Here is a 25,945-nt window from a genome sequence, read left to right on the forward strand (position 1 = left end):
AGAAAGTGTTTAGGATACAAAACACCAAATGAGGTGTTTTGGAATAAGAACGTTGCACTTACGAGTTGAATGTATGAGTTTAAAAAGCCCGATTCATTCGGGCTTTTTTTATACGTCATATCTGTAGTGGTTAGCTTAAATCAAGCTTATTAGCAAACTCCATCGCCTCAAGATACAATTTTGATAACTCTAAAGCCGTGATGTTTTTTGGTAATTCAAAATCTGTACGACCCTGCTCAATCCCTTTGGCTGCCGCCAAGGTTGTCCCCAAGCTTCCAGAATGACCCAACAATGCCTGCTTAATGGTTTCATCAAAATTCAACTCTGCCAATAAAGTTTCTAAGGGCGTATCCATCAAGGCATCTAAGGTCGAAAATAACCCAACGGTAAAATAACTATCTTTTGAATAATCTCCGACTTGAGCTCCAACCAGCTCACAAAACTTAGCCCGAATCAATGAGGTGTTGAAAAGCTCTACCGGCTTATCATCCGCTTTAGACAAAACCAACATACTCGCCCAACTTTGCAAACGGTTTAACCCAAAGCGCAAAACCGCATCATGAATTGAACTTAATTGAGAACGGTTATCTACCGCTGAAACAAATTTTAATAGTTTTTGACTTAAGGCTACGTCTTGACTAATCGTTGCACTGAGTGCGGACATATCAACTTCTGGATCATAGACCTGAGCTAATAGCTGAATAATCGCAAGTTTATTAGAGGCTAAACTTCGCCCTTGCAAAATTTTGGGTTTTGCGAAGAAATACCCCTGAAATAAATCAAATCCAATCTTTTGACAAAATTCAAACTGCTCACGAGTTTCCACTTTTTCTGCTAGTAGCTTAATGCCTTGGTCTTTTAATCGCCCGATATGCTCTTTCAATTTTTTAGGCCCGACTTCTAAGATATCCACTTTAATAAAATCCGCACAAGCTTCAAATTCAGCTAGTTCTGGATTAAAAATATAATCATCCAGCGCGATTTTATAGCCTGATTTTCGTAGGTTTCTTAAGCATTCAATCATTTCAGGAGAAGCTTTAACGTCTTCTAGAACCTCAATAACAACCTGGTTAGGTGGAAAAAAAGGCTGATTTTCATTCACCAACAGCCCTTCTGTAAAATTAATAAAGGCTTTATGGTCGCCAACGACATTTTTTAACCCCATGTCTCCAAACAAATTAAGCATCACTTGCGCAGTCGCATGATCGCCCCCTAAAATTTGGGCACTATTCTGCCCATCTCCTGAACGAAACAACAGTTCATAAGCACATACATTGGCAGAACAATCAAATATGGGCTGTCGCCCAATATAAATATCTACAACAGAGGACATAATGAGAGAGCCTAAGCAACAAAAAGTTCAGTAAAAACTTAGAATACTAAAATTTGAAGGATCAGCACTTTAGGAAAACTGTGTGCTGACCGATATTGGCATCATAAGGAGGATGAAAGATTAATCAACTGCCTGAAAATCTTCTGGCATATCAAGCTCTTCCCCCCCAAACAAGAATTTCTGCATTTCTTCTTTCAGGAAGTTTTGTGCCTTCGGATCCAAACTTGATAAACGGTATTCATTAATCAGGATGGTTTGCTGCGCTAACCATTGCTTCCATGCCTCTTTAGAAACATTTTCATAAACTTTCTGACCTAATTCGCCGGGAAACGGTGGAAAATCCAAACCTTCCAATTCCTGTTCCATTTTGGCGCAATTTACCATTCTAGTCATTGCTGCTCTCCAATTGTTTAATCAGTTTTCGAATGGGTGCCGGTAGACCTTTTGTCAACGCTTCCGACACCGTAAACCACTTCCCTTCCATCTGCACGGAAAGAATTTCATCCAGAAAAAATGGATGAATCATTAAATGATAATGAGTGAAAGTGTGTTTGAATAATGGCCATTTTATCAGATTAAACTCTTTGTCACAGCGGCTTTCAACCTTGCTTTTAATAAGGTCTTCAAGCTCGCCGGGTATCATTTCCGGCAAACTCCAAAGCCCTCCCCAAATCCCTTTTTGAGGCCTCTGTTGTAAAAAAACCTGGCGATCTTCATTCAAAAAAATCATCATCGCTGTTTCACGAACGGGTTTTTCTTTTTTCGGTTTGGCGTAAGGAAAATCCGACACGCGATCTAAAAGCCAGGCCTGGCAGTTTTTTTGTACCGGGCACAGCTCACATTTTGGTTTAGAACGGGTACATAACGTTGCACCTAAATCCATAATAGCCTGTGTGTAATCACCAAATCTATGCTCCGGGGTTAATTCATCCGCTCTTTGCCACAATGTTATTTCGGTGTTTTTTTCACCCGACCATGACTCAACGGCATCATAACGACACAAAACACGTTTCACATTCCCATCTAAAATGGGGTGGCGTTGTTGACAGGCAATCGACAAAATTGCTCCTGCCGTTGAACGACCAATACCAGGTAAGGCCATCACGCCCTCCAGGTCTTGCGGAAATTCACCCTGTAAATCCTCAACCACGATTTTAGCCGTCTTCAATAAGTTTCGACCCCGTGCGTAATACCCTAAGCCAGACCAGTGAGATAAAACGTCTTCCTGAGTGGCTTGCGCCAAAGCTTCAACAGAGGGAAAGGCTTTCATAAACCGTTCATAGTATGGAATCACAGTTTGTACCTGTGTTTGCTGCAACATGATTTCCGAGACCCACACCCGATAGGGTGTCTTATCTTGTTGCCACGGCAAGTCATGGCGACCTGAGCGATCAAACCATTCCAATAAGGTTTGTGAAAATTGTTCTTTGTCTGGCATAGCGTTGCTTTATGTTCTTCTGAATTGAGCTATAATAGCCCGAAAATTAAATGCCATTGTACTAGAACCCTATGACTGAAAATACAGAATCCCCCCAAACCGATACACCTGAAATCCCAGAGCATAAAAGACGCATCAAAAGCTTTGTGTTAAGACAAGGCCGTTTATCCCAAGCACAACAAAATGCAATTGATAAGATGTGGCCTAAATATGGCCTAAAGCTGGCAGCTCAGTTACTGGATTTCAAAACCCTATTTGGGCGTGAAGCGCCAACCATTATCGAAATTGGATTTGGCATGGGGAATAGTCTGGCAGCGATGGCAGAAGCTCACCCGGAAAACAACTATATTGGCATTGAAGTCCATCGCCCAGGCGTGGGAGCTTTGTTAAAGCTGGTTGAAGAAAAAGGTCTCACCAATGTTCGAGTGTTTAATGAAGACGCGATTGAAGTGCTTAATCGGCAAATTCCTAAAAGCAGTCTTTCAGCGGTTTACTTGTTCTTCCCTGATCCCTGGCATAAAACCAAACACAAAAAGCGTCGCATTTTACAGGCCGAATTCGCAGACAAAATTGCGCAACACTTAAAACCAGGCGGACAATTCCATATGGCAACAGACTGGGAAGATTATGCCTTGCATATGATGGATGTAATGAGTGCCGCGAAAGATTACCGCAACACCTCTGGTGAAGGTCAGTATACCCCTCGCCCAGAATATCGCCCTATGACTAAATTCGAACAACGTGGCCACAGTTTAGGGCATGGTGTTTGGGACTTGGTCTTCGAGCGAGTCTAAGCCGGTCATTTTTATGTCTCATAATGACATCATGACTGCAAAAATTGCTGCAGGCTATCCAATAACTTCTGTTGATTGGCCGGGTTACTCAAGAGCTTTTTCATATCAACCGACCATTGCACACTGCCTAACGGGCCTTTTAAATACACTGGCACCTCGACACCTTTCAATGACTTAAGTTTTTGAGGCGGTTGATGATAAGTGGTATGCAGCACGGCATTTAACTGAGCCGTGGGCAAGTTCAACTGTCCGGTGCCGATAGCAGAAAAACGTTTGCTGTCAACATTCATGTGTCGTAACGTCATGACACCTGATTGAACTTGACCTGACAAAGACAACTGACTGAATACCGTCGCATCTTTTGCGCTGGTTTTTTGTCCGGCCAGCAACTTATTCAAATCCATTCCTTTAAATCGACCTTGCTTCACATCCGCATTAAAAGAGCCCTGCAAGTTTTGCTTCAACAAAAAGCTATTCACACCGAGGGTTTCAAAATTAAAGGTTCCATTGTATCGCCCCTCGAGCAGATCATAATCCCAGCCATCGGCTAAGAATGTCGAGAGCTGAACGTTTTCCATCTTGCCGTTCCACTCATAACGCGGTGTTTCCCCCGAGACATCTACCAATAGCTTGGAGCGTAACGTGCCTTGATATAGCTTCGCATCCAAAGGCGCAAGTTGAAGTTGCCCCTTCTTTGCAGAAAGATTGAGTTCAAAATCCTGCAACTGCATCTGCCAGGCTTTCAGTTTTGCAATACGGAGATGCCCTTCTGCTTGTAATGCCCTTAAGGTTGAGATAGGCAAGCCAACCGGTAAATAGGTATCTGTTGATGTTTTTTTGCTGTTTTGCTGATTCGTTTTGGCTGGAACAGAAGTTCTTTTCTCGGTTTTCTGAGCCGCTTTCTTTGAGGCGTTGGAACCAACATATGCCTCATACTGATCTAAGTTCAGTTCTGAAACCGCTAAATCGAATCGATATTGTGGTTTACCTGCCTGCTGTTTTTGCCAAACATTCCCCGTTATTTTGGATTGATCAAGCTGAAGAACCAGGTTCTCAACCGAAACCCCTTCTAGCGTTTGCGACCAGTTAAATTGTGAAGAGACATCTTTCAAAACCGTCTTGTCGACAAAATTCGGATAAATCACCCCTGAGTGACGGAACCATTTACGTAAATTAATATGCGTTGCTTTTAAACTACCTTGCGTTTCAGAGGTATCGCCATAATCTCCAGACATTGACGTTTCCAAATTTCCCTTTAACGAGCGGAAATGAGCCTGCTCCACGTGAAACGTTTTCTGGTCAAAGTTCAGCTCCAAGAGGCTGCCTAACATTTCAATACGCACTTCGGGAATCTGCATCTCTTTCGGCAACACCAGGCGAACATTCCCTGCCCAGTCTGAAAGACGCCACTGTGTTAAGTCATTGTTCAAGGTCAACATCGACGTAACATTGAAATGGAAACGGGATTTAATTTCAGAGGATTGATATTTAAAATTGGTTAACGCTTTGAAAGGTTGATTCGGTGTAATATCAAAAGCCATAAAATCAAAATCGTCCATCATCAGGTGCGTTTTCGTTTGATCGTTTTGCCATTCAATGATGGCATTTTGCAGTACAAAACTGTCAAGATGCCAGTTAAGTTTCGATGCTTTAGTCGAGGCAACACCCGGTGCGGCCACCACCTGATAAGCCACTTTTCTTAAAATGGGTTGTTGCGACGGTTGATCAGTCAAGGCTAAATGCTGTTGCAAGCGGTGCCAATTATTCTGGCCCGCCGCATTGGTTTCCAAGAACAAATGTGGTTTTTCTAACTCGACCCCTAAAAGCTCTAAATGACGATTCACGAAGAAATCCCATAACGAGAGTTCGACTTGGATACTGTTAATTTTTGCTAAATTTGGCAATGTAAAAGCAGAAGGGTTTTTAAGTTCAACCTGCTTGGCTTCCAAAGCAAATGGCCAGATAGAAACATCAATAGGTCCGTTAATTTTTAATTCATATCCCGTGCGCTGCTTAAATTCGGACTCAATTTGAGGTTTATATTGATTGTAATCCATAAAATTAACCGCCCCGATAAAGGCCAACACCAGAATAATCGGAATAATCGCTAACGCCATAACAATGCGGCTAGACCACTTCACGACAGGATGTGCAGGTTTCGCTCTTCGCTTAGCCAGTCTTTGCTCTTTAATCGGGCAGACATGGTCATCCGAGTACACCCTTTTCTCAGGCGGTAATTCCTGCGGATGCTGTGTTTCATCCACTTTATCTTCAAGTGCTGAATCCGACTTTTTATCCATGATCTATCCTTCTTAATCAATTTTAGCAGCTATTAGCTGCTTTTAAAGACATCACAGCTTCCACTCTCTTAAGGCAGAAAAAGCTGTAACACCTCATTCAAATACGTTTTACCCGTTTGCGTTAACTGTAGACTGGATTCTTCTATTTCAACCCAACCTTTGAACTTCATCAAATCTAATTGCGCGTCAATGGAATCTAACAGTAAGCCTGTCCGCAATGTAAACAACTCTAGTGGGAAACCATCCTGTAATCGTAAAGCATTAAGCATAAACTCAAAGATAGCATCTTGATCAGATACCGATTGTTGGCGCCCCATGTCACCACTTTGAATCATATTCATGTAACCACCTGGAGAAGCCGGCATTTGTGTCCGCCAAATTTGACCCTGGGGCGGCTGAGTAATCTTGCCATGCGCACCCGCTCCCAAGCCGATATAGTCTCCAAACTGCCAATAGTTAAGATTATGGCGGCAGGCCTGGTTGTTTTTCGCATAAGCAGAAACTTCATAATGACGATACTCTGCTTCTGACAATGCTGACTGACAAGCCAACTGCATTTCCCAGGCCAAATCCTCTTCCGGCAACACCGGCGGATTTTTATAAAAAGGTGTATTCGGCTCCAATGTCAGCTGATAATGCGATAAATGCGGTGGCGCTAATGCTAAAGCGGTTTCCACATCCTGAACCGCCTGTTCCAAGCTCTGGTTCGGCAAGGCAAACATCAAATCCAAATTAAAATTGTCAAACCCGGCTGACTTCGCCGCTTCCACCGCTTGATAAGCTTCATCAGAGGAGTGTATACGCCCTAACGCATGAAGCTTTTCATCATCGAAACTCTGAACCCCCATCGATAGACGATTTACCCCCGCTTGACGAAACCCCGCAAATTTTTCAAAATCGACGGTGCCCGGATTGGCTTCCAAAGTAATTTCAATGTCGGGTTGAAACCCCAACAAGGCTCTGGCTTGGGATAAAAAAGTATCCAACCCCGCTTCCGACATCAAACTTGGCGTACCGCCCCCAAAAAAGATTGACTGAATCGGCCGCCCCCAAACATCCGGCAATGTCTGTTCTAGCTGGCGAACCAAGGCTTGGATATACATTTTTTCCTGGTCTTGTCCAAGCGTATGCGAATTAAAGTCACAATAAGGGCACTTTTGAATACACCAAGGGTAATGCACATATAATGATAAAGGAACGGGTTGGGTAAAATTCAAATGGTTAAGCTCTATTCGTTTAAATAAGATTATTTTAATAGAAATTTAAATGACAAGTGTTAAGCTTCCTTTTAATTTCAAGATTTTCTTCATGGGACCCTACATGCAATCGAATAGTTTATTTATTGCACCTCGCGAACGTCATGCCGGCAGCCTTCTCATTTCACTTGGGCTCATGTCTTTGCTGAGACAGAAATTCGAAAAAATTGCCTTCTTCCGCCCCCTCGTTACTGAAAAGGAAGACCCTGATTGTCTTTTTATCAAGCACTATTTTCAGCTTGAAATGCCTAAAGAAAAGATGATAGGACTACAAGTATCCGAGGCGACACAACTGTTAAGCGAAAATAAAAAACACGCCTTATATGAAACACTTGTGGGGCAGTTTCAAACCTTACTGGAAAACTATGACTTTGTTCTAGTCCATGGCATGGAACTAAGTGACCACACCAGCGGCATTGAACTTGATATCAACTTGGCTCTAGCGAAGCATTTTAACAGCCCTTATGTATCGGTTTTAAGTGGGCAAAACAAACAGCCTCATGACATTGAAAAAGAAATCGAAATGGAACTCCATGCCAGTTCAGAACTCGATCCTTTTGCGTTCTTCATCAACCGAGCCCCTTCCTGTCTTCTAGAATCAAAACCCAGCTTCCCGAAACACCCAAATGTACCGATTTATTTCTTACCTGAAATTGAAGATTTAAATACCCCCACAGTCAAAGAAGTATCGGAAGCATTAAATGGCCAATTTTTATCCTCCGACGAGGCCGGAAACAACCGCCTTGTCAAAGAACCAATCGTTGCGGCAATGACCATTGAAAACTATTTACCTCGCGTCAACGAAGGGGATTTAATTATTGTACCTGGAGATCGTAGCGACATTCTCATTGCGTCCGTTATGAGTTTATTTGCTCGAAATATGCCGAATATTGCCGGCATTATGCTCACTGGAGGATTGATTCCTCGCCCGGTGATTATGGACTTGATTACGAATTATCATGCATCGGACTTACCGATTGTCTCCGTAGAAACGGACACTTACCCTACCGCAGTAAAAGCAGGACAAGTTCATGCCAAGCTCTCCACCACCAACCCTAGAAAAACAAATTTAGCACTCGGATTGTTCGATCAATGGGTCAATCGGGAACACTTAATGGATAAACTGCTGGCTAGAACACAAGATCGCAGTCAAGACATCACGACACCCATTATGTTTGAGTATGGCTTATTTGAGAAAGCACGCGCTGAGTTAAAAACCATCGTGCTGCCAGAAGCAACCGACGAGCGTATTTTAAAAGCATGCGATTTGCTATTGCAGCGTAAAGTGGTGAACCCGATTCTATTAGGTAACCCGGAAGAGATCTTATATCAAGCCAACTTGCTGGGCATTGATATTGGCGAGGCCGAAATCATCAACCCTGAAACCAGTCCATGGCTCTCAGAGTTCATCGATGACTTTTATGCCATGCGAAAACATAAAGGCATAAGTTATGATTTAGCGCGCGACTCAATGACGCATATCAACTACTTTGCGACCATGATGGTACATAAAGGCTATGCCGACGGCATGGTTTCCGGCGCGACGCATACCACGGCAGACACCGTTCGCCCCGCCTTACAGATTATTAAAACCGATTCCAAAACGGCATTGGTCTCAAGTGTATTCTTTATGTGTTTTGAGACACGAGTGCTGGTTTATGGAGACTGTGCCGTCAACCAGAACCCGACTGCAGAAGAATTATCTGAAATCGCACTCAGCTCTGCCCAAACTGCTGCGCGATTTGGTATTACCCCTAAAGTCGCCTTACTGTCTTATTCCACCGGAATTTCCGGCCACGGCAACGAAGTCGACAAAGTCAGGCAAGCAACACAACTTGCCCAGCAAAAGCGGCCTGATCTTATTATAGAAGGCCCTTTACAGTACGACGCCGCAATCGACATGACCGTGGCGTTACAAAAAATGCCTGAAAGCCAAGTTGCAGGTAAAGCAACCGTCTTTATCTTTCCGGATTTAAATACTGGCAACAATACCTATAAGGCGGTTCAAAGAGCATCTGGCGCCATCGCCATTGGCCCTGTGTTGCAAGGGTTAAGAAAACCCATTAACGACCTAAGTAGAGGGTGCAGTGTCGCCGACATCATTAACACTGTTGCCATTACAGCGATCCAAGCACAAACCCCGTCAGAAACGACCCGCTCTTCTAAAGGACCATAAAATGAAAATACTGGTGTTAAATGCGGGTAGTTCTTCTTTAAAATTTAGTCTATTTTCAGGTGTGGATTCTCATCTAGTCACCCATGGGGTAATCGATCATATCGATGACGCTTCGGTAGAAGCATATACACGCGCTTTAACCAGCATCGAACACCTCTTGCAAGAAAAAGGGCTTGAAGAAAATTTAGGCGATTGTGATGCTGTCGGCCATCGCGTGGTCCATGGGGGCGAACTTTTTCAAGAAGCCACCCTAATCGATACTGAAAACCTAACGAAAATGAAGACCTTGTCCCATCTTGCTCCTTTGCACAACCCGATCAATTTAGTCCCTATCGAAATTATTCGAGCACGTTACCCAGCCCTCAAGCAAGTTGCTGTATTTGATACCGCTTTTCATCAAACCTTGCCCGAGAAAGCGTATCGCTATGCACTGCCTAACGATTTGTATACAACTCACCGCATTCGACGCTACGGGTTCCATGGCACCTCCCATCAGTATATTGCCAAGCGCATGGCTGATCATTTAGCAAAACCGCTCTCTGAACTGAATATTATTTCAATGCACCTAGGCAATGGTGCCAGTGTTTGTGCGATTCAAAACGGAAAAAGTATCGATACCAGCATGGGGTTTACCCCACTGGAAGGCCTGATTATGGGAACCAGAAGCGGTGACATTGATCCAGCGATTCCGCTTTATTTAATAGAAGCGCTAGGCTATTCAGCACAAGAGGTAGATCATCTGTTGAACCATCAAAGTGGTTTAATCGGCTTGACGGGAGAAAATGATATGCAGACGATTTTATCTCTTGCTCAGCAAGGGAACTTACAAGCCCAACTGGCTGTCGAAATGTTTATTTACCATTTAATCAAAGTCGTCGGTGGTTACTTAGCAATAATGAACGAGGTAGATGCATTGGTGTTTACCGGAGGCATTGGTGAACATGCGGCTGACATTCGCCAAAAAACGATTAATGGCTTCTCTCCACTCTTCAAGATTCATCTTGATCACTCCGCCAATGATACTCTAGTTTGCGAAGGTCGCATCTCGACGCCAGGCAGTGCCGTTGAGTGCTGGGTTCTTCCCACTGACGAAGAGTGGGAAATTGCTCAACAAACCCTTCAACGGTTATCCTAAACAGCACAGCGCGTCTCAAAGCCAGGCCTGGTCATTTTTATAGCTGTGTTTTGGTTACGCAGTGGTGTTGATATGATTGCCCAAATTGGCAGGAAGCGCTTGAGCAGATGATGCATTAGGCAAAGACTGAATCAAAGCTAATGCGCCTTCTGCCTGCATATCCATGGCTTTTTTAAGCATCGATACCTGCACCTGCTGATGGGTATTCACGGGGTGTTGTTGATAAGTATAAACGGCTGTATTCGATGAAATGTCCATAATGTTTCCTGGTCGTTCAAACAGATGATTTTCTAATCATCATTTTATCGAACAAATTAAACTTTTTTAACTTTTAATCCAATTCATAAAAACACGACCTGATGAATCTAACATAGGGCGAACTGCTGGCTGCCATCAATTAGTTTTGTTTCATTTGAATAATCAGCAGTATAATGAATGTATGTTGACGTAGAAAATCTTTTCTACAACTCCATGATTAAGAGCAAAATCTTTATATGAGCACTGATACCATTAAACCAACTGGTTTTCGCACATTTGCATTCAAAAAGTTTGTCTGGGTTTCTCTATTTTCAATATTGTCTTCCCTGATTACGACTTCATTGATCGGCGCCATTTATTTAGGCTTTATTTACCACAAAACAACTCAACAAATCGATGTGGATTTGAACAATACCGTCCTTCAGCTTAAAAAAGCAAATGGAAACCCATCCAGAATTAAAAGCATTTTGGCTCAAATCCAGCAAAAAGATAAACAAAATACTTATGATTTTATCGGCACCGGTATCTCTCATTACGATACCAAACCCGTTAAAAACCAACCTCCTAAATTTGCCGAACTTGCCCGCTCAGTCGAAATTCAAAAAAAAGCCATACAGACTTTTAATATCCAAAACCCTGCTTTACTGGGAGGCCTTCCGCTTTATTACTCGCCTAACTGTCCGGACTGTAAAGTGTCCGATCCTCAAGGAAAATTTATAGGAAGCTTGCTGTATGAACGCAAAATTACATCATCCGTTTTCGGTCTCAGTATTTTTGGTGTGTTTCTACTCATATTCGCTCTGAACTTCTTTGTTATCGGGGTTTATATGATGACTCGAACGTTGGAGCAAGATTTTATTAAACCGCTTAAAAAACTGTCACAAAGAATCGATAAGGTGCGACTATCTGAAGACGATATTATTTGGCAAAGACAACCCCAGAAAATTGCCGAGATCGATATGATCGACGAAATGATTACAGAGCATATTCAAATGCTGAAAACAGTTTATGGCAGGCTAGATGCCTTAATGGTAACCGAGCATGACAGTGGTTTTTTTCATCAAGACCGCTTTAAAGAAACGCTTCAATTTGAAATTTTTCGTTCTGAACGGTACAAACGTCCTTTGTCGATGATTGTAATTAAACTCAACAAAATCACCAGTTCGACCTCCAATAACGAGGTAAGTTTAGCAGAGAAAATTCATATCTTTGCCGACCTAATCAATCACGCCACGCGTAATGTAGATATCCCTTTTAGAGTTCGAGAACAACTCTTTGTCATTCTGATGCCAGAGATCGATGAAAACGATATTCACATTGTGGCTCGGAAATACTATGAACGGTTTTCCAAACCATCTCACACAGTCGCGGATGAATCGACTTCTTTTAACTTTAAAATTGAAATAGGGTATGCATCATATGGCCATGATGCCACCACAGCAAAAGAAATGATGCATGCTGCTTTAGAAAGGTTGACAGATAATCCTACGACGGAAGAAGAGGTTCTCACGCCCCATTAAGATTTCTTTTCAAGCTGAAGAATAGCTTCTTTGTAAGTCAGTGCCGCTTGAGTTTCCAACCCTTCCGCTTCATAACATTTTGCCAACGCATGAAACGTTTCTAATTCAGGTTGGTATTTTAAGCTCTGTTGGAAAAAATGTTTCGCTTGTCCCCATAACTGGCTCATACAAGCTAATCGCCCCAGTGTTAGCAACAATACCGGGTTGTCATCTTGACCTTTCAACCATTTTTCGGCGCGTTTTAAGCGTTCAAAAGCCGGCCCCAGTTCAATGCGACCATATTGGTAAACTAAACGGTCGTCCCATTGTTTAGACACACTTTTTACAATGAGTTCTGCCAAGCCTTGTTCTTTCCCCCAGCCCATTCGCTGCTCAACGAACTCTGCCAAAATGGCGGGCGTCAACTGCTGCTTAGCGCTCAAGCTTTTCCATAAAACATCCAAGGCATCTAAGTTTTCTGCTTTAGCGACCTTGCCAGCAATCAAACGAATTTCCAGCGCCTGCAAAGAACTTCTGTTCAACGCACGAATTTTTTTAATCTGGCCCAGCAACCCTTCCAGCGTATGCCAATGCTTTTGTTTTTCCAGCAATTGCACATATTCCGACAAAATCGGTCTGTTTTTTGGGTTTTGCTCATGCAACTCAGCCAAAATCACCAGCGCCATATCAGGTTGCTCTTCAACCAACAAACGAGATTCAACCAAACCAATGGTGACATAATCCTGAGGAAAGCGCTTTCTGGCTTCAGTGAGATATTGTTCACGTCTCGCTAATGCACCTTGGTTATGTGCCATTTTTGCTGCGGTTAAATAATGAATCAAACCCGCATCAGATTGCTTTGCCATCTTAATCAACTGTTTCTCAGCCAATTGCCAATCACCGTACTCCAATGCAATAAGCCCTTTTGAAATCGAGGTTTCTGCCTTGTTATACCGTTTCAACTGTCGTCGATTACGCCAATAGGCCGGAAAGTGCCAAAGGTTAATCAGTAATCGCATAAATAAATATAGCGACCCGAACACCACCACAATGGATGCGAGCGCAAAGCTCAAGCTGGTTTCAATCACCCAGTCATTCCAGACCATTGACACTTGGCCATTATCATACAAAGCGAGTGAAGTCAGTCCTGTTGCAATCAGTAGAAAAAGAGACCACTTTAGGATTTTAGACATAACGTTTATTCAACCTCTGCAATTTTAAGTGGGCTACGCACTTTAAACTGTACCTGGCTTAAAGGAGCCAGCATCGTTGTAACTTTTTCAGCCTGCTCTGGGAAATGACTTGTCATAAACTGATTCAACGTTTTCAAACTTGCGTTGAGCAATGTTTTTGAACGAGAATCCAACGCCCATTGAACTCGATCAACAAGTAACAAACCTCTTTGAATCAACACATCATGCATCATCATACTTTCGACATCACTTAAATCGGTTTCTGAATCTCTTTTACGCAAACTAAAAACATTCTCGGCCTTATCTAACAGTCTTTGCCATCCTGAAATCATAGGATCAAGATTAGACGCTTCTGAAGAGGCGGTGGTTTCATGTGAAACATTGTCATCCACTTTTTGTTCAGGCAACGTTTGAATGACTTCGCGTAACTGAATTAACAACGCAGCATTGGATGTTTTTTCCGGCTGTGTATAATCCTCCAATCGAGTTAGATCTTGCCCAATCAGCTTCGCCAATTGAACTTTATGCTGATAATCACTCACTGAAACCGCTTTTTCTAATGCCGCCAACTGACGCTGCGTCATGGTCGCGTTGCCAAACAACAGCCATTGTGTGTTAATTTCAACAATCCATTTTTTCAACTGCATTTCTGACAATGGTGCTTCGGATTTTGAAGCGGCATTAAGATCGGTATCTTTTTGTTGCTGCGCTTTTTTAAAACTAAACAACTCCGATAACTGCTGTCCCATTTGTTCTAACTTAACTTTAAGGTTTTGCTCAACTTCTGTCATTTTTTGCTGAGTCTCAGCAGAAGGTTTTAATGAGTCAGCCATGCTTTTTGTTTTCTCAGACGTTAATTGAGTAATCGCGTCAAGTTGTTCAGCATAGTTATTTAACTCGGTCTGCACGGTACTTTTAAGCGCATCTAGATCCGCTTTAACGGCATTCACATCTGCTTGACTGATAACGGGTTGAGTCTCTGGATTGCTGGCGATAGACTTTAACTTTGTCTGAATAGCACTTTGTTCTGATTTAAGCTCTTTGGAAGCCGCTTTCAGTTTGACGAGTTCCGTTTGAAGTTCATTAATACGCTCCACTTGCCAGTCCTGCTCAGTGGATTTAACGCCCAAGTAGGCGATTAAACTCACTAATAAAATCGTCACCAACAAAATCAGTTTTTGAGTAAAAGTCTTTGGCAACCAGCTTGACCAGTCCGCTTTCGATTTCAATGGCTTCTCTTGATCCTGGGTCGTGCGAGATTGCTTTTTACGCTTTGATTCACCGACGACTTCACCATCAATCACTCTTTGGTCTGCCTTAGGCGTTATTGGTTCATCTGAATCCATCATCTGATTTTCCTTTTAAATTGACGCTTTTCAGCACTCAATTGAGATTTGCTCTAGGGCGGTTAATATACCGGAGTTACTTTGTTGGGGCACCACAAATAAGCGGCCTTTCCATCCCTGCTGCTGCAATGCGTTTTTAATACGATCACTAAACACAATAATATCTTGTAAAAACAGCCAGGCCTGGTCTTTTTTAGCCCAATCCTCGTTATTTTCTTTTAACATTTTTTCTAAGCGGTACCAAGCCTCTAAACTGCTGATGAGCAATACTGGGTGACGTGCTTTTTGAAACGCTTGCCATTCCGATGCACAAAAATCAGCGGACTTTCTTTCATATAATGCCCACTCAGTCACTGTTGCACCCGCTGCTTTCAGGCCTTCAGCCAATGCGGTGCGCCCACCTTTTCCTTTAACAATCAAACATTGTTGGTTGGTTAAATCCTGTAAATCATCCAATTCAAGCAACGTTTCAGTGACATATTGGGACGAATTGAGCTTAACGACCGGCCAGTCATGACTTTCCATTGCTAAATAAGTGCTTTGACCAATGGCAAAACAGCTTGTATGGTTAGCAAACACGGGCAACGTTTGGTAAGCCGATTGCCACTTTTCCACCAGTTGCTTTACCGCATTCTGGCTAATAAAAAAAACCTTATCAAATTTTGGTAATGTCTTTTCTGCCTGTTCCGGCAGAGGCAATGGACAAATTTTCAAGCTTGGGCATTCCAAGACTTGATGCCCTTTCTGCTGAACCGATTGTGACAAAGCAGCCGCTTGCTCAATCGGGCGAGTATTTAAAAATGTCAGAACCGGATCAGGCTTGGTCATACACTTCTTTTAAAATCTCGCCTGCGCCTTGCTCCAATAATTGCTCAGCGACATAAACCCCGAGTTTTTCCGCATCCTTTTGTAGCCCTCTGGTTTCAGAACGCAAAATTTCGGATCCATCTAAAGCACCGACCAGTCCTCGTACATAAATCTGATCGTCTTTTTCTAGTTCGGCATAAACACCGATTGGAACCTGACAGCCCCCTTCCAAGCGATGATTCATGGCTCTTTCTGCCAAGGTACGAATTTCGGTGTCTCTGTGGTTCAAGACTTTGATAAGTTCCAGAACTTCCTGATCTTTTTCAAAGTACTCAATACCCAAGGTTCCTTGAGATACGGCAGGTAAACAGGTTTCTGGTGATAATTCATGACGGATACGTTCATCCAACTCCAGTCGTTTTAATCCGGACGTCGCCAATACAATCGCATCATACTGACCCGCATCTAGTTTTCCTAAACGCGTTCCGACATTGCCACGTAAATCTTTGACTATCAAATCAGGACGGGCGGCCATCAATTGTGCTTTTCGTCTTAAACTGGATGTTCCCAACACGGCACCCTGCGGTAACTCTTCAAAATGCGCATAATGATTGGAAACAAAAGCATCTGTTGGTTCATGGCGTTCTAAAATGGCGCCCAGCGCAAACCCTTCCGGTAAAACCATTGGCACATCTTTCATCGAATGAACTGCAATATCAGCTTCACCGGCAAGCATACGATCTTCAAGCTCTTTGGTGAACAGTCCTTTACCGCCAATTTTGGCTAAAGGCACGTCCAGAATTTTATCTCCTTTCGTCGACATAGGCAGCAGTTCTACCGTCAATCCATCATGAATTCTTTCAAGCTCTGCTTTGACAAATTCTGCCTGCCACATGGCTAAAGGGCTTTTACGTGTTGCAATTCTGAGAGTTTTGTTCATCAATCCTTCCGATGTTGTTTTATTGAATTTTCAAGTCGCTAACAAAGCCAAAGCTGACACCCGTCAACAATAACCTTACGCGAACGTTTTCTTTTGTGAATAAAGACATTTTACTGAAATTAACGGTTTTTTTTTCGATAAAATAATGAAAAACCTATGAAACTTGATGGAATCAAGTTGAATGTTCTGGTGAGCCAGAAAACACATGTATAAAATGGCATTCCATCACGACTTTTAAATAAGGAAACAGTATGCGACCACTTTTGACTCTTTTCATGGCTTCTTTGTTGTTTTTAGGAGGGTGTGACAAGTCAGCTAATGCAAATTCAGATCGATACAACCCGTCAAAATTGAAAGAACTCACCAACCTACAGACTCTTGCCAAGCAATCTCGAGAGCAAAACTTGCCGATCATGCTGACAGTCGGTGCGGAATGGTGTGAATTTTGTCATCAGTTACGAGAAGAAGTGCTGGATCCGATGGCATTGGGGGGAGACTATGATGGTCATTATATGTTTATGCGTTACTTAAGTATTGATGATCACACCCCAATTCCGGGGGTTGATGGGTCACCTATCATTAAAAACAAATTGGCTTATCGTTTAAATGCCGACCTCACCCCGACGATGGTTTTTATTGATGGGCACGGTAACGAAGTGGCCGATAAAATCATTGGCATTGCCAATATTGAACTGTACACCACGCTGATTCATAAGCGTTTAAATCAGGCTTATCAAAAGATGAACAATCCGCTTAGAATCGATGCTTTCCCAACGCCGGCGAACTAACCTTAATGAAAGTCTGTCAGAAAGGGCACAAGAGTTGAAATCTCTTTCCTAAAAACCACGTTAAGCCTTTATAATAGACAGATTATTCAATTCATTCTGGACGGAAGTCCGTTTTAATAAAAAGACCGTTTATGAGCAATCAACACAATCAAGAAAAACTTTCCAGCGCGCGTTTCAGTGAAGCAACGGATGCATTTGTAGAAGAATTCACTGCATCTATTCAATTTGATAAACGCATGTACCGCCAAGATATCCAAGGATCTGTTGCCCATGCCAAAATGTTGCATAAGGTCGGCATCTTGGACAAACAAGAATTACAGGACATTATTGACGGCTTGGAAAAAGTTCAATCGGATATTGAAGCTGGCAAAATGAACTGGTCCATTAAGCAAGAAGATATTCACATGAATATCGAAGCGAAGCTGACTGACTTGATTGGCATCACTGGTAAAAAATTACATACCGGACGCTCTCGAAATGACCAGGTGGCGACAGACATCCGCTTATATTTACGCGATGAAATTGATGCCATATTGCCAGAAATGACTCGCCTGCAACAGGGTATTTTATTATTAGCCGAAAAAGAAGCCGATACCATCATGCCTGGGTTTACCCACCTTCAAACGGCTCAACCCGTCACATTCGGCCACCACATGATGGCCTGGTTTGAAATGATCAAACGCGACGTAGAACGTTTGGAAGATTGCCGTAAACGCGTTAACACTATGCCTTTAGGCTCTGCGGCATTGGCCGGGACAACTTATCCGATTCAACGAGAATACACCGCGGAGTTACTGCAGTTTGATCGCATTTCTGAAAACTCTTTAGATGGCGTGTCCGACCGAGATTTTGCCATTGAGTTTACCGCGTTTGCCGCGACCTTTTTAATGCACCTATCCCGTTTTTCAGAAGAGCTAGTGCTTTGGTCGTCCGCACAATTTAACTTTATTGATTTACCGGATCGTTTCTGTACGGGTTCATCAATTATGCCGCAAAAGAAAAACCCGGATGTACCAGAACTTGTAAGGGGCAAAACCGGTCGCGTGTATGGTCACCTGATGAGCTTGTTGACGCTGATGAAGTCACAACCGCTGGCTTATAACAAAGACAACCAGGAAGACAAAGAGCCATTGTTTGATGCGATTGATACGGTCAGAGGCAGTTTACGAGCATTTGCAGACATGGTGCCAGCGATCATTGTGAACCGTGAAGCAACCTATGCGGCAGCGAAACAAGGTTTCTCTACGGCGACCGATTTAGCCGATTACTTAGTCAACAAAGGCCTGCCTTTCCGTGATGCTCATGAGGTGGTTGGGTTGGCTGTCGCGCATGGTATTCAAACAGGGCAAGACTTGTCTGAAATGCCTTTAGAAACGCTGCAAGCATTCCACAGCAGCATTACCGACGATGTCTTTGAAGTTCTAACATTGGAAGGATCGGTTGCGGCTCGTGATCATTTAGGCGGTACAGCCCCGAAACAGGTAAAAGCAGCGATTAAACGTGCGAAAGACCGTTTATAACAAATCACTTGCTCGTAAAAGTGCATTCATAAAAAACCGCCAGGCCTGGCGGTTTTTTTATGTCTGCTGTGAAGTGATTGCGTTACTTAAACGACCTCTTCATTCACTTTTTGAAAAGGCACCACTCGGTTGCGCCCGCCCTCTTTGGCATAATATAACGCTTGATCGGCCATATGAATTAACGCCATCTCATCACCCGCCTGGTGCTCTGGATACGCCGCAATCCCGATACTGACCGTCAATTGAATTTGTTGATTACCTTCTTTAAAAAAGGTGTCTTTCACCTGATGACGGATGCGTTCACACACATTACGCGCATTGGTTGAAGACGCACCATGCAAGATCATCAAGAACTCTTCTCCGCCATAACGCACCACAATATCGCCTTCTCGTAAGGTCTTTTTAATAATGGTCGCAATCAGTTTAATGGCTTTATCGCCCACTAAATGACCATAAGTATCGTTAACCGATTTAAAGTGGTCAATATCCACCATCGCCAAACTCAAACTGGATTGCTCACGCACGGCACGCGAGAAATCTTCTCGTAACCGATCCATCCCAAAACGACGATTATAGATCGCTGTTAAGCTATCAATCGCCGCCATTTTCTGGAATTTTGAATGAATCATCGCATTATTAATTGCCAAGCCGATACTGCGACTAAACAACTGTACCAACTGATCGGTTCTTTCATCCGCCACCATGGCGCCAGTGGCTGCCACCAAAACGCCCAAATTTGTGCCTTTAAATTCTAACGGTTCGATAAAGACTTCTGACGGTTTGAACTGCGCCAGAACGCCATCTAAATCAATATTCTTTGGCAATTCAATTCGTACTTGCTGGCCATCTTTAATCGCTTTATTAATGACATCATGTTTGACCAAACTCTCAGCATCGAGAATCCCTCGCGAGGCTCCCACTTCGAGCATGCCATTTTTAGTGACCAGCACGGCACCCGCTTCAATGTTGGTAGACTGAATCAACAACGCCAAGGTCTCATCAGCCAAGCGTGAGAGCTCGAGGTTTTCGGACATGACTTTGGAAAAATGATTAAACACTCTTTCTACTTCATGTGCCTGAATCAGAGCTTCCAACATTTTGTTGTAAGCTTTTGCACTCACCCCAATTTCATCATCCGACACCACATCGATTTGACACAGCTCTTCTTCACATCGACTGGTTTGTTCATGAAACGTTTTTTGCTGAAGCCCTTCGGCAATTTCATGCATTTTGTGCGAAAGCAATTTCAAATGCGGGCGAATAACCATGGAAATTAAGATAAAGCTGATCAACCCGACCATCTGCCCGGCAATTTGCGAGACGATATAGAAATCAACCGTCATCACTTCTTCTGCATGGAACCCATACCAAACTAAAAAATGAGGGAAAGCCAGTCCAATAAGAACCCCAACCAGCTGCATGAAAATGAATTGATCTAGAAAAATACTGCGGGTTAAACGAGGTAACCTCATTAGAAAATTATCCTTTATTGGTTTCGAGGATTAGTCATCAAACTGAATGACGGATCGAACCGTCATCCCACTGTGACTAAAGCTATTAAGCGCTTTAAGATCAACCAGACAAGCCATCCCCATGACGTCGTACCCGACTACCTCACAGAGCTTTGCGGAGGCTTGCATGGATCCACCTGTTGCAATTAAATCATCAAAAATAATGACTTTTTTACCATTCCCTTTTTGCATTTCAAGCTTATCTGTCCCATACTCCAAACCGTAATCCATCGAGGCATGCACGTTCGGCAATTTACCCGGTTTACGAACTTTCACAAACCCCTTGTCGTGCTTTAATGCTAAAGCTGACGCAAAAATAAAGCCTCGCGATTCCACCCCGATCAAATAATCCACTTCAGCCCATTCCGCGGCACTGAAAAGCAATGACATGGCATCAATCGTTTCTACAAAATGGTCTCGCAGCAACGGTGAAATATCTTGAAACAGAATGCCTTCTTTTGGAAAATTGGGAACGGCATCTAGGTATTGTGCTAATGGATGTTGATTCATAATTAATTTCTTATATTTGTGGCAAAGCATTATCTTACAAGGTTCTGAATTGGTACAATGAAAATTATTTATCCAACCATATATCAATATATAAGTTTATTTGCCTATGCATTTAATTGAAAATGAATTCGAACAGAAACTGCTCCATGAGCTCCCGCCTCATGCGCGAGATATTGGAGTGGATTTATTAAGCACCCGATCTTTAGGCGACTTGTTATTGATGCTGGATGAAAATCAAGTGGATAAAGAACTATTATCAGTCAAAAAAGTGCCTTCAAACTTGTGGGAACCCATTTTAAGAGCGGCGTTGCTCGCCAAGACCACTTATTTTTTACCAGATTCAGAGCTGTCTCAAGAGGAAGTGCTGTTTTTAATTAAAGCGGCATGTATGAGTGCTGGCTATCCATTAACCGACTATTCTTTAGCCAATATTATTGAGCTGACGGAAGAGGATATGCCCGTCTTTCATAGATGGTTACTACAATTGACAAAGAACTTAAAAGAAAAACGCTTAGACCAAGCGAATTGAGACCTTCTCTTTATTTGAGTGATTATGCGAATCCGCCCAACAATTTTTTAATGTTTAAACGCGCTTCTGGGTTGCCATAATGAGCGGCCATTCCAAACCAAAATCGTGCTTGAACAACATCCTTGTTGACGCCTTTTCCTGCCATATACAATTCTCCCAGTTTATTTTGAGCCGCCAAATGCCCACGTTTTGCAGAGAATTGATACAGTTTGAACGCTTGCAATAAATTTTGTTCCGCACCGAGTCCATTTTCAAATAATCGGGCTAAGTTATAGGCAGCGAAAGGGTTGCCTTTTTTAAAGGCATGATGGTACATATTCATGGCTTTAAGGTAGGATTGATGAATCACCAGCCCTTTTTCATACATGAGACCAAGATTGTTTTCCGCTCGCGTATACTCTCGGAAAGCGCAGCTTTCATATAAATTAAATGCGCGCTCTGTATCGCCCGATGATTCATACAAACTGGCTTTTTTAAATAAAGCATATAAAAAGTGTGAATCTGCTAGCGCAGTTAAACTGTCTTGAGGGAATTTTTTACAAGGCATTAAAGATTGTTCTCGAATGGATTTTGGCACACTTTCATCCAAAAGCCACTGTTTTAATTCGACCAGGCCTGGCCGTTTTTCAGGATCTTTTTGAGTCATCCAAACAATTAATTGGCGCCAAAAAATGGGAAGCGAGTTTAGTTTTCGGGGTGTATGAAACGCATGGGCATAGAGTTGATCAAACAAATGTTCAACCTTGTTCAGCCGATAGATATGTTTTCCCGTTAACGCAAAATAAAGTGTACACCCTAGATTATAAATATCACCTGCATCACCATATTCCCCATTCAATCTTTCTGGTGGACAATATTGTTGATCGCCCAACAACAATTCGCTTTCAAAAGAAGATAAAGAAGGAATAGCGTTGTTCCAACCCACCAAATAAAAACGGTTTTTGCCAACAATAATGTTTTCAGGGTTTAGTTGTGTGTGCACAAAACCAACATTATGGGCATGTTCCAATGTTGAAATCATATTCGCTAAAAAGTGTTTAGCTTTCTTCAACGACAAAGCGCCGGACTTTTTAACTTTTTGTTTTAGGGTTTTCTTGCCGACATAATCAAAAAACGTTAAATAAGCGAATCCTTGCTTGCGAATTTCATTAAAACGCGGAAAGTCTTCTTCAAATTGATTGAGATAATGGAGTAAATCTTTTTCTCTTTGCGAGGCAAAATGGTTGTGAATGTCTTTATTGACCCGTATGAGTTGTTTTTTTTGCTCACCCTCAAAGGTCTGAATCGCCTGATACACCTGTAGCGTAGGACGCTCATTAATAAGCTTCACATGAGATAAATCGGGCTGTTCAGTCAAGCTTTTAACCATATCGGATTGAGGCATCTTATAAACCAACCTAAGAAAGTAGAAAGACTATATTAACAAAATTCAAAAGTGCTCAAGCAAAACTTGAGCACCCAAAACGTCGGCTTTTTGTTAAAGATTACTCATTTTGAAAATCGATATTCATATCGTCAAGATTGTTATCGGTAAACTGATTATCTTGAATATAAATATTGGAGACATCATCTTGTGTTTCGGCTTTACCATCTTTATCAACCGAAATTTTCGTATCATCAACTTGACCATCGTCATCCGAATCCACTAAAGATAAATTAAGATAATCGGATAACGTTTCTTCGGTTGCCTTTGAGCTGATAACGTCACTGATATCAAGCACATCATGTTCCATGTCGAAGTTTTCAATGTAGGTATCCTGTTCACCCTCTTCATTTTCGATAATAAACACATCGTCTTCATTATCCAATCCATACAAGAAATGATCACCCTCTTCATTCACTTCGGTCGTTGCAGTGTCTCCACCGTTCCCTTCCGTTGATGTCACTGAAGCATGAATGTCTGATAACTCTGAATCTGTCAACTCACGGGAAGACATCATGGTGACATCGTCCGCAATGTTACCGTCGTCCTGCAACTCAATACGATAAGTTCCGTCATTATTATCAATAACTCCAGTTCCTTCCAAAGTGACCGAGTTATCATCTGGCAAGCCATTAATAGTAACATCAGACAGAGTTTCCGACCCATCCTGATCGGTTAAGCTGGCTGAAATATCAAGTTCATAACTGTCTAAGGTTTGACTAGAAACCATAGCCGATGATACATCCCCTATCGAGTCATTACTGCCTAAGAAGAAGATGCCATCTGCATTTTCGATGTGATAGTCACCGTTATCATAATCATCTTTACTGATCGGTAAAACAACGACATTATTGCCATCTTTATCAAACTTAACCTCACAATCTGTAGGCGTGTGTTTTGTAAAGATAAGAACATTATTACCGCCGTTACCCATATCAATTTTTGAGTTTTTGGTATTACCTGTGATGACAAGAACTTTATCACTGGTATCTGATCCAAAGTCGATTTCAGATTTATTGATATTTTTAAAGATTAAATTATCTGCTTCATGATTCTCACCATTCTGGGCTAATAAAGCATCTGCATACGTGGATGTTTCTTCGTTATTCGCATTTCGACCACCATCAGTCTCATAGCTTAATAATGATTCGCTGTAAACGGGAAGAATATCCATCGCCACAATTGGCATACTAGCTTCTTCAACATCATCGGTAACCTCAGCATCATTAAATTCAGCTGTCGCTGTCGATGTTCCTAATACCGCATCAATGCTCGGATTAGAAACAACGCCCGTAAAGGCTTCTACACCTTCAACTAAATTATCCGCTGCTGGGGTAATTTCAACGGTTGCTGAATCTGAGCCAGATAAAGAAATGCTTCTGCCTGAACTCAAGAGAGCAGAAATATCAGATTCCGTATTCAAGGTAATAGAACCACTCGAATCCGAAATGACGATTTCTGCTATATCGGCAGCTTCTATGCTTGAACCGGCTGACGACCCGAGGGTAAACAACACAGTACTGGTTGTACCATTATCAGCACTACGGGTAATTTCAAATAACACCGTATCTGTTTCAACTTGATCATCATGATCATCATCGTGATCATCGTCGTGATCATCATCGTGATCATCATCGTGATCATCATCGTGATCATCCTCGTGGTCATCATCGTGATCATCCTCGTGGTCATCCTCGTGGTCATCCTCGTGGTCATCCTCGTGATCACCATCAGTGATTGGTTCAATCGCTGTTGAATCAACTGCCGTAATATCAATCGTAACTGGCGGATTAGCTACATACTCATCGCCTTTACCGATAATGGTAATGGTTGCCGTGGCGACACTGTCCGAATCATCATTTGGCCCTTCGCCACCGGCTGTTTCGAGCCAGTTTCCGTGCTCATCTTTTATTGCATAAGTGAATGTATCAGATCCTATTTCACCGGCTTCCAAATCATCAAACTGACCATTTGGATCATAGGCAAACGACCCATCGCTGTTAATGGTTAGAAGAGCACCACTCGCTAAGGAGACCGTGTCACCAGAATTGACTTCATTTCCGTTAATACGGAACACATGCAAGGCATCGCCATCCTGGTCCACGTCATTTGTCAGCACACCATCCGAAACATTGACAGATAAAGTTTCATCTTCAGCCGTTGTATAAGCGGCGCTTGAAATAACAGGTCCGGTACCCTCAAAAGAATCCAAGAAGTAATCTGAACTGTCGTCCGTAGATTGGTCCTGATTAGTATACTCAAGGGCTTCAAAACGGACTTCGTCAAACACCTTGTCGCCGGTTGAAATATCAAATTTGCTTGAATTGAACTCACCAGAAGCGACTTCCGTTCCCTGATACAGCGCTACCCATTTGCCGACTTCACCACCGTGCTCGCTGCTTACCAAGTGCTGAACGCCAACCGTGGCTTCATTCAACAAACCATTAAACTTCAAAGAAATGGCTTCAGAAGATTGTGTTTCAGCATCATATTCAATCTGCTGAGATGGCCATGCGTTAGAATCACGAGGACTACCGGACACACCCAACTCATAGTTGTCATTACGGGCTTCTTCTTGCCCATCAACACCATCAACCTTCTCTGAATAGGAAATCGTTCCCTCAGAGCCATCATTTTTAATGCCTGTGATGGTGACGGTGTTGCCGGTACTATCCGCGTTATTCCAGTTTGCATTTTCAATGTTACCCAAACTGACAGAATAAGATGAACCATCTGCATTAGAATCATCATGAGCGACCGGAGTGGAGTCATTGTCAGTAATCGTGGTATCAACACTACTATTACCTAGAACAAGATTTTCGAAACTGCCGGTATTGTCAGGCATGCCAATCACGACGCTAAAGACTTCGTCACCTTCTGCATAGTTGTCATCCACCGTATTGACGGAAAAATCGACACTTTGATTAGCATCATCCAACGTGACACTGGTTGTGCTGGTCACAATGTCACCGGTTTCTGCAGACTGGTAAGTGTAAGTCACAGGCACTGTCAGACTTTCACCCGCAGCCACCGCATGGTCGACGCTGACTGTATAAGTTGCCATCACACCTTCACCGACCGTATCCGAACCACTGATCGAGAGAGTCGTGGTATCAGTGGTGTCGGTGATCTTGGTTGTTGCAGGGGTGCTATCGATAACGATGTTTTCGAAGTTGCCGCCTGTTGCTG

21 protein-coding genes are annotated in these 25,945 nt (G+C 42.7%); 7 read left to right on the top strand and 14 right to left on the bottom strand.

Annotated features, from left to right (window positions below; all coding sequences use genetic code 11):
• Positions 1-130: 130 nt before the first annotated feature.
• From P8629_RS11200 to mutY, 3 genes are all read right to left on the bottom strand, one after another.
• Complete coding sequence (locus tag P8629_RS11200) at positions 131-1,333, bottom strand: EAL and HDOD domain-containing protein (RefSeq protein WP_278166223.1); 1,203 nt, start codon at positions 1,331-1,333, stop codon at positions 131-133.
• 120 nt (positions 1,334-1,453) lie between these two features.
• Positions 1,454-1,726, bottom strand: coding sequence for an oxidative damage protection protein (locus P8629_RS11205; protein WP_278166224.1), 273 nt, complete (start codon positions 1,724-1,726; stop codon positions 1,454-1,456).
• Entirely contained in the window at positions 1,719-2,771 is a 1,053-nt protein-coding gene (mutY, locus tag P8629_RS11210) for an A/G-specific adenine glycosylase (RefSeq protein WP_278166225.1), read from the bottom strand. Before mutY ends, P8629_RS11205 begins: the two co-directional genes overlap by 8 nt.
• 71 nt (positions 2,772-2,842) lie before the next feature.
• Between mutY and trmB the strand changes: the two genes are divergently transcribed.
• Complete coding sequence (gene trmB, locus P8629_RS11215) at positions 2,843-3,565, top strand: tRNA (guanosine(46)-N7)-methyltransferase TrmB (RefSeq protein ID WP_278166226.1); 723 nt, start codon at positions 2,843-2,845, stop codon at positions 3,563-3,565.
• Positions 3,566-3,594: 29 nt separating this feature from the next.
• On the opposite strand, the gene P8629_RS11220 is transcribed toward trmB, so the two are convergent.
• Positions 3,595-5,865: an AsmA family protein gene (locus P8629_RS11220; protein ID WP_278166227.1), complete on the bottom strand. Its 2,271-nt coding sequence runs from the start codon at positions 5,863-5,865 to the stop codon at positions 3,595-3,597.
• 68 nt (positions 5,866-5,933) lie between these two features.
• Entirely contained in the window at positions 5,934-7,082 is a 1,149-nt protein-coding gene (hemW, locus tag P8629_RS11225) for a radical SAM family heme chaperone HemW (protein WP_278166228.1), read from the bottom strand.
• 103 nt (positions 7,083-7,185) lie between these two features.
• Between hemW and pta the strand changes: the two genes are divergently transcribed.
• Positions 7,186-9,297 carry a phosphate acetyltransferase gene (gene pta / locus P8629_RS11230; protein ID WP_278166229.1) on the top strand — a complete coding sequence of 704 codons (2,112 nt, stop codon included), beginning with the start codon at positions 7,186-7,188 and terminating at the stop codon, positions 9,295-9,297.
• A 1-nt stretch (position 9,298) separates the two neighbouring features.
• Positions 9,299-10,432 (top strand): acetate/propionate family kinase, encoded by a 1,134-nt coding sequence (locus P8629_RS11235; RefSeq protein WP_278166230.1) that lies wholly within the window; start codon positions 9,299-9,301, stop codon positions 10,430-10,432.
• A 54-nt stretch (positions 10,433-10,486) separates the two neighbouring features.
• Here P8629_RS11235 and P8629_RS11240 read toward each other — a convergent pair whose 3' ends face one another.
• The gene (locus tag P8629_RS11240; RefSeq protein WP_278166231.1) at positions 10,487-10,690 is read right to left on the bottom strand and encodes a YjfB family protein; all 204 of its coding nucleotides are present in this window, start codon (positions 10,688-10,690) and stop codon (positions 10,487-10,489) included.
• A gap of 236 nt (positions 10,691-10,926) precedes the next feature.
• Between P8629_RS11240 and P8629_RS11245 the strand changes: the two genes are divergently transcribed.
• Positions 10,927-12,210, top strand: a complete 1,284-nt coding sequence (locus P8629_RS11245; protein WP_278166232.1) for a GGDEF domain-containing protein — start codon at positions 10,927-10,929, stop codon at positions 12,208-12,210.
• On the opposite strand, the gene P8629_RS11250 is transcribed toward P8629_RS11245, so the two are convergent.
• Genes P8629_RS11250 through hemC form a run of 4 tightly spaced genes read right to left on the bottom strand, consistent with a single transcriptional unit; the run spans position 12,207 to position 16,475 of the window.
• Positions 12,207-13,382 carry a heme biosynthesis HemY N-terminal domain-containing protein gene (locus P8629_RS11250; protein WP_278166233.1) on the bottom strand — a complete coding sequence of 392 codons (1,176 nt, stop codon included), beginning with the start codon at positions 13,380-13,382 and terminating at the stop codon, positions 12,207-12,209. The genes P8629_RS11245 and P8629_RS11250 overlap by 4 nt on opposite strands.
• A gap of 5 nt (positions 13,383-13,387) precedes the next feature.
• Positions 13,388-14,731 carry a hypothetical protein gene (locus tag P8629_RS11255; RefSeq protein ID WP_278166234.1) on the bottom strand — a complete coding sequence of 448 codons (1,344 nt, stop codon included), beginning with the start codon at positions 14,729-14,731 and terminating at the stop codon, positions 13,388-13,390.
• 27 nt (positions 14,732-14,758) lie between these two features.
• Positions 14,759-15,556, bottom strand: a complete 798-nt coding sequence (locus tag P8629_RS11260) for a uroporphyrinogen-III synthase (RefSeq protein ID WP_278166235.1) — start codon at positions 15,554-15,556, stop codon at positions 14,759-14,761.
• Positions 15,543-16,475: a hydroxymethylbilane synthase gene (hemC, locus tag P8629_RS11265; RefSeq protein WP_442908700.1), complete on the bottom strand. Its 933-nt coding sequence runs from the start codon at positions 16,473-16,475 to the stop codon at positions 15,543-15,545. The genes P8629_RS11260 and hemC overlap by 14 nt, the downstream gene beginning before the upstream one ends.
• Positions 16,476-16,726: 251 nt before the next feature.
• Between hemC and P8629_RS11270 the strand changes: the two genes are divergently transcribed.
• Together P8629_RS11270 and argH are read left to right on the top strand one after the other, a co-directional pair.
• A complete protein-coding gene (locus P8629_RS11270; protein WP_278166237.1) occupies positions 16,727-17,263 on the top strand; it encodes a thioredoxin family protein in 537 nt (178 codons plus the stop codon).
• Positions 17,264-17,394: 131 nt separating this feature from the next.
• On the top strand, positions 17,395-18,783 hold the full coding sequence (argH, locus tag P8629_RS11275) for an argininosuccinate lyase (protein WP_278166238.1): 1,389 nt from the start codon (positions 17,395-17,397) through the stop codon (positions 18,781-18,783).
• Between the two features lie 86 nt (positions 18,784-18,869).
• Here the strand turns inward: argH and P8629_RS11280 are convergent, their stop codons facing one another.
• Positions 18,870-20,255 carry a GGDEF domain-containing protein gene (locus P8629_RS11280; RefSeq protein WP_278166239.1) on the bottom strand — a complete coding sequence of 462 codons (1,386 nt, stop codon included), beginning with the start codon at positions 20,253-20,255 and terminating at the stop codon, positions 18,870-18,872.
• 30 nt (positions 20,256-20,285) lie between these two features.
• A complete protein-coding gene (locus P8629_RS11285) occupies positions 20,286-20,804 on the bottom strand; it encodes an adenine phosphoribosyltransferase (RefSeq protein WP_278166240.1) in 519 nt (172 codons plus the stop codon).
• Between the two features lie 106 nt (positions 20,805-20,910).
• On the opposite strand from P8629_RS11285, the gene P8629_RS11290 reads away from it, so the two are divergent.
• Positions 20,911-21,333: a hypothetical protein gene (locus P8629_RS11290; protein ID WP_278166241.1), complete on the top strand. Its 423-nt coding sequence runs from the start codon at positions 20,911-20,913 to the stop codon at positions 21,331-21,333.
• A 22-nt stretch (positions 21,334-21,355) separates the two neighbouring features.
• Here the strand turns inward: P8629_RS11290 and P8629_RS11295 are convergent, their stop codons facing one another.
• Both P8629_RS11295 and P8629_RS11300 read right to left on the bottom strand, forming a co-directional pair.
• Positions 21,356-22,717, bottom strand: a complete 1,362-nt coding sequence (locus P8629_RS11295) for a Sel1-like repeat-containing protein kinase family protein (RefSeq protein ID WP_278166242.1) — start codon at positions 22,715-22,717, stop codon at positions 21,356-21,358.
• Positions 22,718-22,817: 100 nt separating this feature from the next.
• Positions 22,818-25,945: Ig-like domain-containing protein (locus tag P8629_RS11300; RefSeq protein ID WP_278166243.1), on the bottom strand; the 3,128-nt coding region annotated here is incomplete at its 5' end.

It is taken from the genome of Hydrogenovibrio sp. 3SP14C1 (assembly GCF_029625905.1).
Lineage (GTDB): Bacteria > Pseudomonadota > Gammaproteobacteria > Thiomicrospirales > Thiomicrospiraceae > Hydrogenovibrio.

Excerpts from the sequence above, each read along its gene's own strand:
- mutY (WP_278166225.1), bottom strand. The coding sequence starts at position 2,771 with ATGCCAGACAAAGAACAATTTTCACAAACCTTATTGGAATGGTTTGAT.
- P8629_RS11280 (WP_278166239.1), bottom strand. The coding sequence starts at position 20,255 with ATGAGGTTACCTCGTTTAACCCGCAGTATTTTTCTAGATCAATTCATT.
- P8629_RS11245 (WP_278166232.1), top strand. The coding sequence starts at position 10,927 with ATGAGCACTGATACCATTAAACCAACTGGTTTTCGCACATTTGCATTC.
- P8629_RS11255 (WP_278166234.1), bottom strand. The coding sequence starts at position 14,731 with ATGATGGATTCAGATGAACCAATAACGCCTAAGGCAGACCAAAGAGTG.
- P8629_RS11235 (WP_278166230.1), top strand. The coding sequence starts at position 9,299 with ATGAAAATACTGGTGTTAAATGCGGGTAGTTCTTCTTTAAAATTTAGT.
- P8629_RS11220 (WP_278166227.1), bottom strand. The coding sequence starts at position 5,865 with ATGGATAAAAAGTCGGATTCAGCACTTGAAGATAAAGTGGATGAAACA.
- P8629_RS11200 (WP_278166223.1), bottom strand. The coding sequence starts at position 1,333 with ATGTCCTCTGTTGTAGATATTTATATTGGGCGACAGCCCATATTTGAT.
- trmB (WP_278166226.1), top strand. The coding sequence starts at position 2,843 with ATGACTGAAAATACAGAATCCCCCCAAACCGATACACCTGAAATCCCA.
- P8629_RS11250 (WP_278166233.1), bottom strand. The coding sequence starts at position 13,382 with ATGTCTAAAATCCTAAAGTGGTCTCTTTTTCTACTGATTGCAACAGGA.
- argH (WP_278166238.1), top strand. The coding sequence starts at position 17,395 with ATGAGCAATCAACACAATCAAGAAAAACTTTCCAGCGCGCGTTTCAGT.
- P8629_RS11290 (WP_278166241.1), top strand. The coding sequence starts at position 20,911 with ATGCATTTAATTGAAAATGAATTCGAACAGAAACTGCTCCATGAGCTC.
- P8629_RS11295 (WP_278166242.1), bottom strand. The coding sequence starts at position 22,717 with ATGCCTCAATCCGATATGGTTAAAAGCTTGACTGAACAGCCCGATTTA.
- P8629_RS11285 (WP_278166240.1), bottom strand. The coding sequence starts at position 20,804 with ATGAATCAACATCCATTAGCACAATACCTAGATGCCGTTCCCAATTTT.
- P8629_RS11205 (WP_278166224.1), bottom strand. The coding sequence starts at position 1,726 with ATGACTAGAATGGTAAATTGCGCCAAAATGGAACAGGAATTGGAAGGT.
- P8629_RS11270 (WP_278166237.1), top strand. The coding sequence starts at position 16,727 with ATGCGACCACTTTTGACTCTTTTCATGGCTTCTTTGTTGTTTTTAGGA.
- P8629_RS11260 (WP_278166235.1), bottom strand. The coding sequence starts at position 15,556 with ATGACCAAGCCTGATCCGGTTCTGACATTTTTAAATACTCGCCCGATT.
- P8629_RS11240 (WP_278166231.1), bottom strand. The coding sequence starts at position 10,690 with ATGGACATTTCATCGAATACAGCCGTTTATACTTATCAACAACACCCC.
- pta (WP_278166229.1), top strand. The coding sequence starts at position 7,186 with ATGCAATCGAATAGTTTATTTATTGCACCTCGCGAACGTCATGCCGGC.
- hemC (WP_442908700.1), bottom strand. The coding sequence starts at position 16,475 with ATGAACAAAACTCTCAGAATTGCAACACGTAAAAGCCCTTTAGCCATG.